The 14318-nt window shown below is 61.7% G+C and carries 14 protein-coding genes; 1 reads left to right on the top strand and 13 read right to left on the bottom strand.

The genetic code is table 11. The annotated features are described in order from the left end of the window. Positions 1 to 56: 56 nt before the first annotated feature. From F1C58_RS17085 to F1C58_RS04345, 13 genes are all read right to left on the bottom strand, one after another. The gene (locus F1C58_RS17085; RefSeq protein ID WP_370543689.1) at positions 57 to 338 is read right to left on the bottom strand and encodes a histidine phosphatase family protein; all 282 of its coding nucleotides are present in this window, start codon (positions 336 to 338) and stop codon (positions 57 to 59) included. Between the two features lie 1844 nt (positions 339 to 2182). Further along, positions 2183 to 3586 (bottom strand): NADH-quinone oxidoreductase subunit N, encoded by a 1404-nt coding sequence (locus F1C58_RS04400; RefSeq protein ID WP_185202914.1) that lies wholly within the window; start codon positions 3584 to 3586, stop codon positions 2183 to 2185. Further along, complete coding sequence (locus F1C58_RS04395) at positions 3583 to 5067, bottom strand: NuoM family protein (RefSeq protein WP_185202912.1); 1485 nt, start codon at positions 5065 to 5067, stop codon at positions 3583 to 3585. Before F1C58_RS04395 ends, F1C58_RS04400 begins: the two co-directional genes overlap by 4 nt. Positions 5068 to 5071: 4 nt before the next feature. Beyond that, positions 5072 to 6805: an NADH-quinone oxidoreductase subunit L gene (locus F1C58_RS04390; protein WP_255461260.1), complete on the bottom strand. Its 1734-nt coding sequence runs from the start codon at positions 6803 to 6805 to the stop codon at positions 5072 to 5074. Between the two features lie 113 nt (positions 6806 to 6918). Then, the gene (locus tag F1C58_RS04385; RefSeq protein ID WP_185202908.1) at positions 6919 to 7221 is read right to left on the bottom strand and encodes an NADH-quinone oxidoreductase subunit K; all 303 of its coding nucleotides are present in this window, start codon (positions 7219 to 7221) and stop codon (positions 6919 to 6921) included. Beyond that, positions 7218 to 7739, bottom strand: coding sequence for an NADH-quinone oxidoreductase subunit J (locus F1C58_RS04380; protein WP_255461259.1), 522 nt, complete (start codon positions 7737 to 7739; stop codon positions 7218 to 7220). Before F1C58_RS04380 ends, F1C58_RS04385 begins: the two co-directional genes overlap by 4 nt. A 56-nt stretch (positions 7740 to 7795) precedes the next feature. After that, on the bottom strand, positions 7796 to 8731 hold the full coding sequence (locus F1C58_RS04375) for a complex I subunit 1 family protein (protein ID WP_185202904.1): 936 nt from the start codon (positions 8729 to 8731) through the stop codon (positions 7796 to 7798). Then, the gene (locus tag F1C58_RS04370) at positions 8724 to 9833 is read right to left on the bottom strand and encodes a hypothetical protein (RefSeq protein ID WP_185202902.1); all 1110 of its coding nucleotides are present in this window, start codon (positions 9831 to 9833) and stop codon (positions 8724 to 8726) included. The genes F1C58_RS04375 and F1C58_RS04370 overlap by 8 nt, the downstream gene beginning before the upstream one ends. Next, positions 9824 to 10174, bottom strand: a complete 351-nt coding sequence (locus tag F1C58_RS04365) for an NADH-quinone oxidoreductase subunit A (RefSeq protein WP_185202900.1) — start codon at positions 10172 to 10174, stop codon at positions 9824 to 9826. Before F1C58_RS04365 ends, F1C58_RS04370 begins: the two co-directional genes overlap by 10 nt. Positions 10175 to 10373: 199 nt before the next feature. Beyond that, positions 10374 to 10952 (bottom strand): DUF305 domain-containing protein, encoded by a 579-nt coding sequence (locus F1C58_RS04360; RefSeq protein WP_185202898.1) that lies wholly within the window; start codon positions 10950 to 10952, stop codon positions 10374 to 10376. Between the two features lie 882 nt (positions 10953 to 11834). Next, positions 11835 to 12176 (bottom strand): heavy-metal-associated domain-containing protein, encoded by a 342-nt coding sequence (locus tag F1C58_RS04355; protein ID WP_185202896.1) that lies wholly within the window; start codon positions 12174 to 12176, stop codon positions 11835 to 11837. Between the two features lie 222 nt (positions 12177 to 12398). Next, positions 12399 to 12803 carry a sulfocyanin-like copper-binding protein gene (locus F1C58_RS04350; RefSeq protein WP_255461258.1) on the bottom strand — a complete coding sequence of 135 codons (405 nt, stop codon included), beginning with the start codon at positions 12801 to 12803 and terminating at the stop codon, positions 12399 to 12401. Between the two features lie 179 nt (positions 12804 to 12982). Continuing rightward, positions 12983 to 13063, bottom strand: coding sequence for a hypothetical protein (locus F1C58_RS04345; protein WP_370543700.1), 81 nt, complete (start codon positions 13061 to 13063; stop codon positions 12983 to 12985). Between the two features lie 193 nt (positions 13064 to 13256). Here F1C58_RS04345 and F1C58_RS04340 point away from each other — a divergent pair, with 193 nt between their 5' ends. Continuing rightward, positions 13257 to 14303 (top strand): hypothetical protein, encoded by a 1047-nt coding sequence (locus tag F1C58_RS04340; RefSeq protein ID WP_185202892.1) that lies wholly within the window; start codon positions 13257 to 13259, stop codon positions 14301 to 14303. Positions 14304 to 14318 lie beyond the last annotated feature (15 nt).

Here is a 14318-nt window from a genome sequence, read left to right as displayed (position 1 = left end):
GACCGCCTCGTACCGACTGTGATCAAAGTGCGCCAGAGGCGAAAATCGGGCCGCCCTCAGCGCGACAGTGCCCGGCCGGCCGGCGGCACGTCGCCTCGGCTGGCAGCTGAGCCGTTGAGCATCGACAGTCGAGGAGTTTCGCCTTCCCACAAAACGCTCGTGACCGCGGCGTTGTCGAGGAACAGCCTTCGGTGCGCGGGCGCATCCCCCGCCAGTATGGCGATCGCGATCAGGATCCGAAGCGTTTGACTGTGCCCGACGAGCGTGACGGTCTCGACGCCCGCGGCCATCGCGTCGCTGAACACGGCACCCATGCAGGCTGCCGCATTCTCGACCATCTCAGCGCCTGGCGAGTAAAGCGGCGGATAGTCCTGGCACCACGCGCCGAAAATAACCCCGAGTCGGGCCTTCGACGGCGAGAGTCGCACTGCTCGGTGTCGCTGTAGTGCATCTCTACCGTCACCTCGCCGTCCCGAATGGCGATTGACTCTGCCACTACGTTCAGGTGATTGCGGCTGGTCGTCCAGCACCCATGCCATCCCGGCTGCCCATCCCGGGCTGGCACCCAACTCAGGCGGATCACGGCATCCGCGGCCGTCTTGAACATCTCTCTGTTCAGTGCCTCGTCGCCGCGAGGACCACGCAGCCCATGGACCTGAATCCGCCCACGGAGCGGGCGAACTATCACCGCAGACCTGCGCGGAGCGTACTGCTCGCCCGCTTTAGATTGACATATTAGAGATTATCAGCACCCGAATCGCGGAAATTTCATTAGAATCGGCATCTCTTTTTGGCAACGTCCTGCGGAGAAGTTCGGGCTGAATACCACTGCTTATGAGGTCGAGATTGGTCGAGTTCGTTCGCTGGCATGCTCGCCTAATTGAGGAACGTTCGTCCACAAACGAAATGTTCTACATTTCTATCTGAGCGCTGTCGCGATGTGATTTGTGTGCCCCGAATTGGGGTCGGCATCGAATTTCTGAATCGGTCCTCCTAAAGGGGGACATCAGGTAACGTGTTACCCACGCCGATAAAGTTTCCCGACTTGTCGGTGGGATACCCGAATGTGACGAACGCGGCTTTCCCCCGGGCATTGCGGTCGTCTCAAAACGCGTGTCTGACTGGAGTTGGCCTGAGGCCCCTTCAGAGCGATCCGGCGCGACGCCCCCGAAAGTTGCGGTGGATCGCTTTCTTTTGCTACGCCCCCGTTTTGGGGTCTTTCTGCATTTATAGCCTCGCACCACACTTGAGGGTGTCAAGGCATTCGGGGGAATGTTCTTGTGGCTTGTTGCTGAAATACGCGGGACGCAGCTGTGGGTTCATTCGGGTTGACCCCACAGCTGCCCCAGGCATCTTTCCTTCAGGCCTATGCACCGAAGGGGCATAGCCGTCGCCGGCCGTCGCTGCCGAGAAAGTAGAACCCCTGGCGAGACGGCCGAACGCAAAGGCCGGCAGCGCTCATCCTGGCGTGTGAGCCACCTCACACGAGAACGGTCATCGCACACGATTTTGTGCCCTCGCGAATGTGCCCCTTTAGGCCACTATTCGCCCGTATTGGCCGCCCGTAAGGGGAAGGTGCAACGGGACTCTTCGAGGGCCACTCAGCCGAATGGCACAGCACCCTTGGAAGATCGAAATTCCTCATGTCTCGGCTAATGTTTGTGCGAAGGTAGCTGCATGAGATCAGGAGCCCGAGTTCACGGTGGCTGGCTCGTCGCCGCCTCAGTCGCCGCATTACTCAGTGCGCTCATCCTTGTCGGGCTCCAGACAGGTTCGTGCCAAGATTCACTAGATCCCGCAGCGAGCATCTGTGCGCAAGGTCCTGAGCCCTTCGCTATCCTGCTTGGCCTAGCTGGAACTGTGTTCGTCATCTTTGCGCTGATCCGCGCATTCCGTCGACAGTGACGGGCCGTCCGCAAGCCGGACGACCAGCGGGCCGCAATTCATGGTGCTCCCCGCGCCGGATTTGGAGGCGGTTTTCGGTTTCCGGGGGTGCCCGCAGGGGAACCCTCACTGGGACGGTTTTCTCGGTGCGCTTGCTCCTTCCAAAATCCACACCGCGCGATGACCAAGTCACAAACACACCAGAGCCTTGGCCAGATCGCCCTCTGTAACAATGGCTGCGTGATCGTCGTCGGTCGATCGTGAGAACGTGTTGCGGCTGTGAATGCACGGATCAGCGTCACAGAAGCCCGAGGCCGAGGGCCAAAGGGCCGGCAGCCAGAGTGGCGATTCCCAAAACGACGGGTATCACGTATGCGCGCCGAGGAAAAGAACTTGTTCTCGATCCATCCGTCGCGGCGGCCGGTGCGTTAAATGGGCTGATGAAAAATCGCAGGTAATACCCAAGACTCAACACCGAGTTCGCTGCGGCGATGACAACCAGCCACGCCATTCCGCCATCCCACGTGGCGGTGAAAACGGCAAGTTTTCCCGCGAACACCGCGGTAGGGGGAGTTCCGAGAAGGCTAAGACAACCGACGATAAGAGCCCCGGTGAGCCAGGGGTGGGTTTTCGCGACCCCGGCCCAGTCGGCGAGGCTCTGCCGTCGCGGCAAACACGCGACAACAGCGAACACCGCGAGGTTAGTTACCGCGTAGAGCACCAGATAGGTCAGCAGGGCCGCGGATGCCCGTGTGGCCAGGGTAATGACGGCGACGGGCATCAGGAGGTAGCCGACTTGGCTGACCGTGGACCAACCGAGGAGACGGAGAACGTTCGTCTGTGCCAACGCGGCGAGGTTGCCTACGGTCATGCTGAGCGCAGCGAGCACTCCGATGAGAAGTGGGAGATGCACGGTATCCGGGGCGACCATCACCAGGCGAGAGAGGGCCACCACGGCGCCGAGTTTGGGCACTGTGGTGAGGAATGCCGCGACCGCGGTTCCCGAGGATTGCGCGGCGTCGGGGATCCAGAAATGCCCGGGCACGCCGCCTGCTTTGAAGAGAAGCCCGATGATGACGGCGACGAATCCCGCCGCGACCGCAGCCGGCGGAGCGTGCTCAAGCCCTCGCGTGAGACTCGCGTAGGAGCTGGACGCACCGAGGCTCGTGAGAAGGGTGATGCCGGCGAGGAGCAAAACTCCGAATATCGCGCCCAAAAGATAGGTCTTCAGGGTGGCCTCGGCTGCCCGCTTTGTGCGGGACAGGCCAATCAACGCGTACAGGGGGATGCTGGCCAGAAGGTATCCGCCCATGACGACCAGCAAATCGCTGGCACCGGCGACGACGACGGTGCCGAGGGTAGCAAGCACGAGAAGTGCATAGGTCTCGCTTTCCCGAGCCGAGCCGATGAATTCATCCTGGCCGATCAGAATCACCACACCTGTCGCGAGTGGCGCGGCGATACGGATGACCGCCGTCGCGCTGTCGATCGCGTAGGTTCCCGTGAAGATTTCTGTCGCGGGCTGGAAGGCCGCCACCAGCGCTGTGGCGGCGCTGACCAGAAGTGCTCCGAGGGCGAACCAGCGGGTGAAGATCTGCCGGTTTCGGGGGAGATAGCTGCCGGCGAGGAGGGTGATGACCGCGGCCGCGAAGAGAACGACCTCGGGAATGAGGGAGGCATAGGTCATGTTCATCGATGTCATCCGGTCATCGCCTTGATGACGGTATCGACGGCGGGGTGGATGAGCGCCAGCAACGGCCCCGGTAGCACGCCGATGATCACCGAGAGGCCCATCAAAATGGCCAGCGATGCCGTTTCACGCGGGAGAAGGTCCCGGAATCCTTCGGAGCGATTCTTCGTTTCTCCGGTGAACACCTGTTGGAAGGCACGGAGCAGCAGGACCGCGGTGATCAGGATCCCGGGTAGGGCGATCAGTGCCCACCAGGTGGTGCCGATGCTGCCGGTGAAGATCTGGAACTCGGCGATGAAGCCGCTGAACCCGGGAAGCCCTAATGAAGCGAACGCGGCGATCGCGAAGAACGCCGCGAAGCGGGGCGCCGGGCGGGCGAGCCCGCCGTAGTCGCGAAGGTCGTAGCTGCCGGTGCGGTCGTAAAAGACGCCGGCCAGGAGAAACAGAGCACCGGTGATGAGCCCGTGAGACACCATCTGGGTGACCGCTCCGGTGATGGCCAGTTGTTGTGCCTGTTCGCTATTGTGGCCGACAATTCCAGCCGCACCGATGGCGAGGATTACGTATCCCATGTGGTTAATCGAGGTGAATGCAATCATCCGTTTCACGTCGGTCTGCGCCAACGCGACCAGCGCGCCGTAGAGAACGGAGACGATCCCTACCGCGACGATCACGCCGGCGTAAGAACGCCAGGTGTCGGGGAGCATCGGCATCGCAATACGGACGAAACTGTAGGTGCCCATCTTCAACAGGACACTGGCAAGAACGACTGATCCGATCGTCGGAGCATCCGTGTGCGCCGGTGGCAGCCAAGAGTGGAACGGGAAGGTGGGCGTTTTGATCGCGAGCCCCACAACGATCGCTGCCAACACGAAGCCTGCCATCACGGGTGTGCCGGTGAACGCTCCCGTCCGGGACAGCTCCACCATGTCGAAGGTGTGTGGAGAGGCGCCGAGGTAGAGACCGATGAATCCGAGCAGAAGGGCGAGGGATCCGAGGAAGGTGTAGAGGAAGAATTTGAGCGCGGACCGGCGCGCGTTACCGTGCCCCCACCCGGCGATGACAAAGTACATGCCCACGATGGACAGGTCGAAGAATACGAAGAAGAGGATCAGGTCCTGGGAGGCGAACAGTCCAAGACAGGTGCTCTGAAGGAACAGGAACAGTGCAGCCTGGGGTCTCGGCCGGTCGGTCGCCCGAAGTGACCAGATGGCACAGACCAGAAAAATAACTCCGGTGAGCACGAGCAGTGGCAGCGATAGTCCGTCGACTCCGAGGTGGTAACTCGAGCCGATTCCTGGCATCCAGGAGAGTCGCTGTTCACCCCGCAATACAGACGAGGGCGAGGGTGCCACCGCGATGATCATTGTCAGCAGGAGATCGACGGCGGCGGTTGCGACCCACACCCACCGCGCAATGGCGGTCGGGAGGCGGCGGATCGACGCCAGGAGGATGGCGACCACGACGGGAAGGAAGATGACAACACTCAGCATGCGGTTACCTCACAACGATCAGCAGAAGAACAGCACCGACAGTGACGACCGCTGCGAACGCGTAGTAGTCAGAGATTTTTCCGGTCTGCAGGTCTCGTACCAGCGCTCCGAGGCCACGGACGCCTCCGGCGCCACGATCGATTGTGCGGTCCACGGCACGGTCGAGTCTCTGAATCGCCATCGCCGTGTGGGTGAGGGTGGCAAACGACCCGTCCACTGTCGCATCCAACTTCCGATCGAAACGGGATAACGCTCCAGCGAGGCGGAGAGTCGGTTCGGCAACAATGATCGCGGCCATCCGTTCGAGGCCGAACCAGGTCACACCACCGGGAATTCGCGGGATGCCCCGCCAGAAGACCAGAGCAACCGTCGCGGCGGCAATAACGGCGGACGCGACCAGTTCGGGTACGGTCGATTCCGGTTGGCTGGATGCACCCAGAAGTGCCCGGAATGGCGTGGAAACCCCGGGGATAGCGAGAATTCCGAGCAGAGCAGCTCCACCGGCGAGCACGATCATCGGTGCCAACACGGTTGGTGGGACGGCGCGGGTTCCCCGCTTCTCGCTATCCCAGACGTGATCCTCGATCCGCTTACGTTCGAGAGGGTGGGGCTTTGCCCAGACGGTAGCGATCATTTTGGCCGAATAGGCGGCCGACAGCGCCGCCCCGATCAGTCCCGCGGTATAGAGGGCGGGGCTAGTGGCCAACGCGCCCGCAAGGACAGCGTCCTTGGTCCACCACAGAGCAAAGGGCGGCAACCCGGCCAGGGACACTGCTCCGAACAGAAACAGCACTCCGAGTAGTGGCCAGGTGCGGGCGACGCCGCGAAGGGCTTTGAGTTGTTTGGTGCCGGTGGCGGTCAACCAGGCTCCAGCACCGAGGAACAGCAGCGCCTTCGTCGCAGCGTGGCCGATCAGCTGTGCGGTGCCGCCCGCTGTTGCTCCGATGCCTGCGGCGAGGATGACGAAACCGAGTTGAGCAGCGGTGGATGCGGCAAGAAGTTGTTTGAGGTCCTTTTGGGCCAGGGCGATGACCCCGAGCACGATCGTGGTCGCCGCGCCTACCCAGGCCGCGGTCGGACCGGCCCAACCAGTGACCTGAAGGAGCGGCTCCAGCCGCAGCAGAAGATAGGCGCCCATCGCGACCATAGCGGCGGAGTGCAAAAGGGCGCTGACGGGGCTGGGGCCTTCCATCGCTCGGGACAGCCAGAAGCTGAACGGCAGTTGAGCCGCCTTCCCGAGTCCCGCGATCAGCACGCCAGCGGCGATGACGTTCACCCAGGGGCTCGGGGCGGTTGCCAAATCGGACAGTTTCCACCCAACACCACCGGCGATCGCCGCTCCGGCAGCCGCATAAAGGCCGAGGTCCGCGGTACGGGTGACCGTGAAGGCGACAAACCCGGCCGGCATTGTCGCCGGTTGCCTCCAGTGGAAGCCGATCAGCGCATAGGAGGTGGCCCCCATGATCTCCCAACCCGCCAGCAGCGATGGCAGTGAGTTCGATGACACGGTCAGAATGACCGCTGCAGCGAAGACAAGCATCAGCCCGTGGAACCGTGCTGCCGGCTGCGTCCTCTCCGCAACGGCGAAAATGAGCACCAACAGAGTGACAGCGGTGATAGTGGGCAAAAGAACGGCGGTCAGAGAATCGACCGCCACTGTCGCCCCGGTCGGTGAGATGAACGCGAGCGACACCCCTGGCCGGGTCACCGTGACACTGACGGCCGCGATCAGAGTCACTGTTGCGACACTGATCGATATCGCTGGGGCAGCCCGGTTTGCCTGAGGTCCGGACAGTAGCAGGGACACTCCGGCAGCTGCCGGAAGGAATATCACTGCGAGTAGTACGGCGCTCATCCGGCGAGGTCCGTCGCGGAGTCGGTCATGTCGGAGTTCCGGGATCGGTGCACGACAGTGGCGACCGCGAATCCCATCGCCATCTCCACCGTCATGGCTGCCAATACGACCAGAAGAACAGTTTGCCCATCCGGAGTCGGTGCGAGGAACCACCACAGAGCTCCCCCGGCGAGCAGCACACCGTTGATCATCAGCTCGATGCCCATCATGACCATCACCACGACCTGTTGGGATAGCGCTCCGTACAGCCCGATGGCGAACAGGGCTGCGGCGACTAGGAGAACCAGTTGTAAAGTCATCGGCCGATCCCTCCCCGAATCGGATCCTCAGGATCTGCATTGCCATCGGAGGTTTCCCGGTCGAGGTCATCGCCGTACCGGTCGTAACGTCCTCTGGGGTTTGCGAGCACCAGGCCGGCGACGATCGTGGCGAAAAGAACCGGGCTGATGGTCAACATGACGAGCATTTTCGACCCCATTATCGCGTCCCCCAACGATTGGGTCAGATCGGCGGCCGGAGAGCCGGTCCGAGCCGGCCAGGGGATGACGAATATTGCCACGGCCAGAGCAATGAATACGACTACGGCCAGAACAGCGGAACGGCGTTTGTCGTGGGTCATATCCATCGGCATCAGCGCCGGATTCATACCCATGAACATCACCATGAACACGACCATTATGGCCATCTCCATGATCATCATCAGGATGGTGATCACCCCGATGTAGTCAAGGTGAAGCATCACGATCATCGCCCCGACCGCGACGAATGAGACGGCGAGAGCGTAGGTGGCGCGCGCCATCGAGTTCACGACGAACACGGCGATGCCACCCGCGATCGCCAGAACAGCGAAGAACCCGAACAGAATGCACGTGATCACAGTGCACCGCCATTCACGCCGACCACAACGGCGACGACGGCCAGTTGCACCAAGACCACCGGAACCACGATCACCCAGGCAATTTCGGCCAGCCGGTCGGGCCTGACCATCGGAAACAGACGTCGGAGTCCCAGGAGCGCCGCAAGGACCAGACACGTTTTCACCACGACCCAGATGCTGGCTGGGAGCAACGGACCGGCGCCCCCACCCAGGAACAGTGGCACCGAGAACGCGGCGCCCGCGACCAGGACGGCGTACCGGCCGCCCAACACCAGTAATCGGTCGATGCCGCTCAGCTCAGACAGAACACCCCCGCTGATGTCTTTGCCGAGCGCAGTGTGGAACGGTCCCCAGGAGGAGAAGGCGACAACGGATGCGGCGAAGACCACGAACGCCACCGGCATCCAGACGATGAACCACAGGTGATGCTGCGCGGCCTGCACGTCGAGCAGTCGGAGGCTCCCGGCGCCGATGGCCGGCGCAGTAAGCGCGAACATGAGCGGAATCTCATAGGAGAGGGCCTGCGCGAGAAACCGGTAGCCGCCGACGAGAGACCAAGTGCTGTTCGCCCCCCAGCCGAGAAGCCACCACAAAGCCCAGAGCAACACGTCCATCGCGTTGAACCACACCAACCCCACCGGCAGGTCGGCAAAGGTGAAGCCACCGAACGGGATGACAAGCATTTTCAGAACCGCGGCAATACCCAGCCCGGCACCGGCGATCCGCCACAGTAGAGAATCGGCTCCCGGTATTGTTCTGCGTTGCTGTCGCAAGAGACGCGCGGTGTCCCAGAGTGGAGCGGCAAAACCCGATCGCATCGGCGCTCCCTTCGACCGAGCATCCAACGCTCCATTCGCGGATGCCGCGACCCCGGCCAGCGCAACAACACCGAGCGGGAGAAGGAGAACGGCGGCGATGGACGTGTCACTCATGCGTGACCTCCGCGCTCTGCCGAGGCTGATGGGTTCCCAGGCCGGCCACAATCAGCCGCGTTTCCGACAGCTCCCGCCCGACTATCGCTACCCGGAGATCGTTTTCCGAAATCACCCGCTGAGAAATTATTTCTGGGATGTTCTTCGCCTTCGGCGGACTCTCGAGAAGTTCCAGAGCGGTGTCTAACCAGGCGAGCAACCGTATCCGGAGCGCGCCTCGCTGCACCGCGTCGATTCCCGCCAGAGACCACCGCAGAGTGCGCGACCGACGCACCCGGACCAGGGTTCGGCGAAGCTGTGGTCGCAGACGGTCGATGTCTCGACCGGTGATGAGATCGCCGCGAATCCGCGCGAGCGACAGTGCGGTCGGCTCCCATCCGGCCACCTCGAGTAGGCGCGCCGCATCATCGATCAATGTTGCAAGCACCGGGGGCTGTTCCGGTTCTGCTGATCGCGGGATCCGCTCGATGCGGGCGTCGGCGACGACATCGCCATGAAGTGTGGCGTGCACGATGAGATCTGCGGGCCACGCGGGGAGAATGGGTCCGATGGACAGGTGCGTCACGTCCATCTCCAGCCCATCGCGGTCCTGGTCTCCCCCGGCCAGCGCGATTCCGGCGGGTCCCGACATGTCCATGTCCATGTCCATGTCCGTGTCCATGTCGCCGTCCGCGTCGCGGGTTTCACCATGCTCATTCGGCATCGACTCGCCGTCAGCGGAGTCGGCCGGATCGGGTCCACGCGCGTCGTCGAGCGTCAGTCGCCGGGTGCCGGCGTCGCGGCGCTGCTGTTTGTCATCCCGAAGCGCCACTGGAATATCGATGAGTGCGTCGGTGAGAGAAACCGTGTCGGTGAGGACCACCCGGTGGCGAGGCGAGGGGATTTGAGCCCAGACGGCATCGATGATCGAGGGGAGAATGCCGGTCGGCGAGCCACAGACCAACAGCGCGTCCGCGTCCGCTGGCCCGATCGCCTCCACCCATCCCATCTCGCTGATCGCGACCTGCGCGTGCATCCGCAGGAGGCTGTGTCCAGGCACTTCGACAATCAGCACATGCACCCGCCGAGTGGCCGCCCGCGCGATCGCCGCTGTCACACCCATCGGAGCGCTCCCTCGCGCCACGCCCAGATAATGCCGGCCACAAGGACCCCCAGGAACACAAACATCTCGATGATCGCTTCGGCGCCATTTCGTGCGACGACGAGCGCCCAGGGATACATGAACAGCATCTCCACATCGAAGGCAAGGAAGAGCAGGGTGAGCGGATACCAGCGGGCGTGAAATCGCGAGAGGGCATGTTCCTGAGGCTGCCATCCGGAATGGAAAGGCAACACCTCGATGGTGTCGGCAGAAACCGCAACCGCCCGCCCAGCCAGATAGAGCGCCCCGATTCCGGCCACGCAGGCCCCCAGCACGATGAGCACGCTCAGATAGGGCGACATCCGTACCTCCTCCACTGGGACTTTACGATAGCGATCACAAGGCGCTGCGGCGGCAGTACCCACAAGAGAGAGTCTGTGCCTTCGGACGGATCGCGCACGGCCGTCAAGGAACGAGTGATTTCACGATATGCGCCCATGTGCCTGCGCGCTCAGGACAGATCTCGCCGCGGCGAAACCTGTCCCGAGCATGTCCAAGGTCCTATCCGAGCGACGCGAGAAGGTCGCTCATCTTGGTGATCTCCGCGGTCTGGGTCGAGATGATATTCTTCGCCAGCGTCACAGCATCAGCGTTTTTGCCCGAGTCGACTTCCGTCTTCGCCATGACCAGCGCGCTCGTGTGGTGCACGGTCATCTGGGTGAGAAACAGCTTGCTGGCTGCGGGGCCGGCCGAGTTCTTCAAATCGTTCATATCGGTATCTGACATCAGTGTTCCGCTCATATCCATTCCTGCCATGCTGTCTGTCTTCTGACCCCAGTCCGACAACCAAGACTTCATCTGCTTGATCTCAGGGTCTTGCGCGGCTTTGATGTCTTTGGCGAGGGTCACAACACGCGGGTCGACATTGCTCTTCTCGAGGAGCATCTGCGACATTTCCACCGCTTGCTGGTGATGAGCCGCCATGTCAGTCGCGAAGCTGACATCCGCCTTATTGAATGCCGCAGAAGCGCTCAGGGAGGCACTGGTCGAGCCCGTATTTGAGGCGGTGGAGCATGCGCTCAATGTGATCGCGCTGCCGACGATGGCGGCGACAACCAGAAATTTTCGAGAGTTGAACATAGGAAATTCCAATCAGTGGATAGACAAATTGACAACACAATTGCTGCGGGTGCAGCGAGTTCTTTTATGTCCCGATTAGGGAGAGAACGCGTGCGTCTGATCAGACCCTGCTAATGGAAAGTGCGTCGAGAGAGGGAGGAGTAGGCAATGCAAGTCGCGATGCGAAAACACGAATAACGCGCGCTATCCGGCGGATGTCTGACATCAGCCGGAGCGGACGTTTTCCGCGCGCCAGGACAACAAACGCGATGAGGGAGCTGAGCACGCACACCATCCCAAGCAGGAGGCAATTCATCGCCCCCATGTCAGCGCTTCCCTGCGGAGCGAGCGTCTCGCCGATGCTGGTGCCGGGGCGCGGAAAAGTAGCAGTGACCAAGGCGTTCGGTGCCGGACCTGACATCGTTGCTGGTGGGAGACCACGCTGCTCCGACACCCCGGAAGGCACGGTCGGTGACGTCAGCATCGGGGAGTGCATCATTGTGCCTCCCTGAGTATCCGCTGCGACGGAGAGTGCGTGCATGCCGACCAGTCCCAGCAATATCGAGGAGATTGTGAGGGAGGCCACCAGAAACCGGCGAAGAGAGGCCGCCAACAAGTACCGTTCGGCACTCATGCTCTCAATCACTGTCGCTCCCACCACGTTATTCACTAGCTCGCGCAAACCAGGCAAAACAATAGCTCACGGTCTTGAAAGCCGGTACAGGGGGCGAGGGCACTAAGCACTCTCTCCGCCTACCGCAACTTCTACAAATTGTTCATTCCTCCACGGAGTTCACCAGCACGTCGAGACTGTGGAGAGGATCCGGCTGGCGTCAATGCGAACTGCTTTCGGGTCACCTGCCGTCCCGTCGATCCCATGAGCGGGACCGTTCACTACCGTGATCAGACGCTGACCAGCGAATATCCAGCTTCGCTAACCGCGGTGCGAACTTTCTCTGCTGGCACGGGCTGGGAACTGACAAGCATGATGCGAGATACCCCGCCGGGTTCCAGCTCCACGCTGACGCTCTCGACACCGTCGACTGCGGAGAGCTCCTCAGTGACATTCGAGACGCAGTGGCCGCAGGTCATGCCCTCGACAAGGTAATGCTCCCGGATTGTGCCCGCCGTGCCCGCCTCGACAGCGTCGGAGCTTGCGCTGGCATGATCTCCGCTGCCACAGGCACACTCCTGGTTCTTGTCGGTAAGCCCGAGTTCAGTCGTTGCTGTTGCGGGGGTGCACATGTCGATTCTTTCCCTTTGGATGATCGTTGAAATTCGGCGTCGGAATTTCTCGGGAGCGGAGGTGGGATGGTTGCGTTTTGGTTCTGCTCGTCCCCCACGCATTACCAACTCCAAGAAACTTCTTTATACCCCCTCAGGGTATCATGCTCAGCCGGATTCGGGCAGGGATGTCGCGCACTTTTGACGAAGCGCCTCACCCGGCGCGACAAGTTCGAACTTCTCTCAGCGCACGGTGAGTTGACTGTACATCCCGGCTGCATAGTGGCCGGGGAGATTGCAAATCAGCTCATATCGGCCAGATGGAAGCGTGACGGTCACCCAGCCTGACGCTCCGGGAAGAATCCCTTCGCCCGAGCCTTGTCCGCAAGTGTTGGATGCCTCGCCCAGGCTGCCCGTTTCGTCGATCTTTCCGTCGCCTCCAATAGGCTGTGTTCCCACAATTTGAGATTCGGGAAGGGGGAGGACCACCAGTTCGTGGGTGACGCTTCCGTTGTTTGTCACGAAAAAGGACGTAGTCCCCTGTTTCACCGTGCCTTGATCCGCCCGCAAACGCATGGCGTCCCCGGACATTTGTGCACTGCCACCGCCCATCATCGGCCCGCCCATGTTCGTCAGTGAGATGTTCACTACCGATCCAGAGAGTTTCGGCACGGTGCAGGATCCAGACCCGGACGGTGCTCCAGCTACACCACGGGTCGACCCACCTCCTAGCGCTCCTGCCGCCACCAACGACAAGCCAGCGAAGATAACCGTGGCGAGGATTCCGCCGACCACCCACACCCAAGAGGACGACCCCCTCGCCGATTTCATTCCGGTCGCCGAAGCGCGGACCGGCGGGCAAGATACTCGGTTTCATCGATCTCACCGCGGGCAAAACGCTCGTGCAGAATCCGCTCCGCTTCGTGGTGCGTCGGATGTAATCCCGTTAATCCCTGTCCGGAAGGTGAACGCTAAGCGGGCAGCCGTGGACGGGTCCAGTTCGCTAGCCAGTTGGCTCAATCCCTTTTTGTGTCGCCCTATTGACACAATCATCTTGCTTCAGTTGTATTGGTGCATCGATACAAAGAGAGTGGCGTTGTAATGGTCCCGTATTTGCCCCTTTTCATCACGGTGCTGTTTTCTGCCAGCTTGATCGTTGGTGTTTGGCTGGCACGACGGCACGGTTTGTTCGCCGTGCTGCAGCTACCCAGCCCGCCACACAGTACGCTGAAGGTGGAGCGCGCGCTCGCTCGGGTGCGCCATCGACTTGTCATGATTTGGGTCGCGTCGGCTGGGATTGCATCGGTGTTCCTGGTCGCCAGTGCTGTCAGCTCCGGTACGCGAGGCTCAGGCGCGGAGTCGTCAACGTTTCTGTCATACGGGCAAGCTTCACGGTTTGGGATCGGACAAATATCCGCCTTCGGCGTCGCAACCGCCGCAGTTCTGCTGTTGATCTCATTATTTCCCGGAGTTCCGAAGCATGAGCAGCCGCCGATTCGACTCGCAGCTCTCTCCGTTCGACGCAGCGGCGACGGGGAACGCGGTCTCGTCGGTGCGCTCGTAGTCGGACTCGCTTTGACTGCCCTCTTGGTCGTTTCGTTTGGTGTGACGGCCCAAGACGGGGACTACTCCAGCGGCCCCGCACTGTTGGTCAGCTTTCCTACCGCACACAGCAGCGCCCCGTATCCGGGATGGGACATGGCGGGCCCGATCACCCTTGCCGGGATCGGGCTAACCCTCCTCCTTGGCCTATGCCTGCACCGTATTTCACGCGCCCCGGATCCGGGAACTCTTGTTCTGCAGGAAGCGGCAATTCGCATCCGTTCAGTCCTGACCCGGACGGTTCTGCTGGTCGCAATTTCGGCGGTCGCGCTGGCGTCTGGTTCTCTTCAGTGGGCTGCTGGAGTCAGCACGCTTGGAGCAGCCCGGTTCCCGATTCAAGGAAACTGTCAGCAGTTCGACGCGAGGTCATTCATCTGCAAGACCGTCGCCGAACAGTATTCGCAACCCACCTTCACCATAGGAATCGTTCAAACCGCAGTCGGGGTGACGCTGGTCGCCGCGGCTCTCGCGATCCTGCTCGCTGCGATCGTCTCCTCGAATCAAGCCTTGCGAGTTGACCGTGTTCGGGAAGTTGTCGACGCGTGATCACGTTAGATGACA

It is taken from the genome of Glaciihabitans sp. INWT7 (genome assembly GCF_014217685.1).
In the GTDB taxonomy this organism is placed as follows: Bacteria; Actinomycetota; Actinomycetes; order Actinomycetales; family Microbacteriaceae; genus Lacisediminihabitans.
This window is presented reverse-complemented; position numbering and strand designations above follow the sequence as displayed.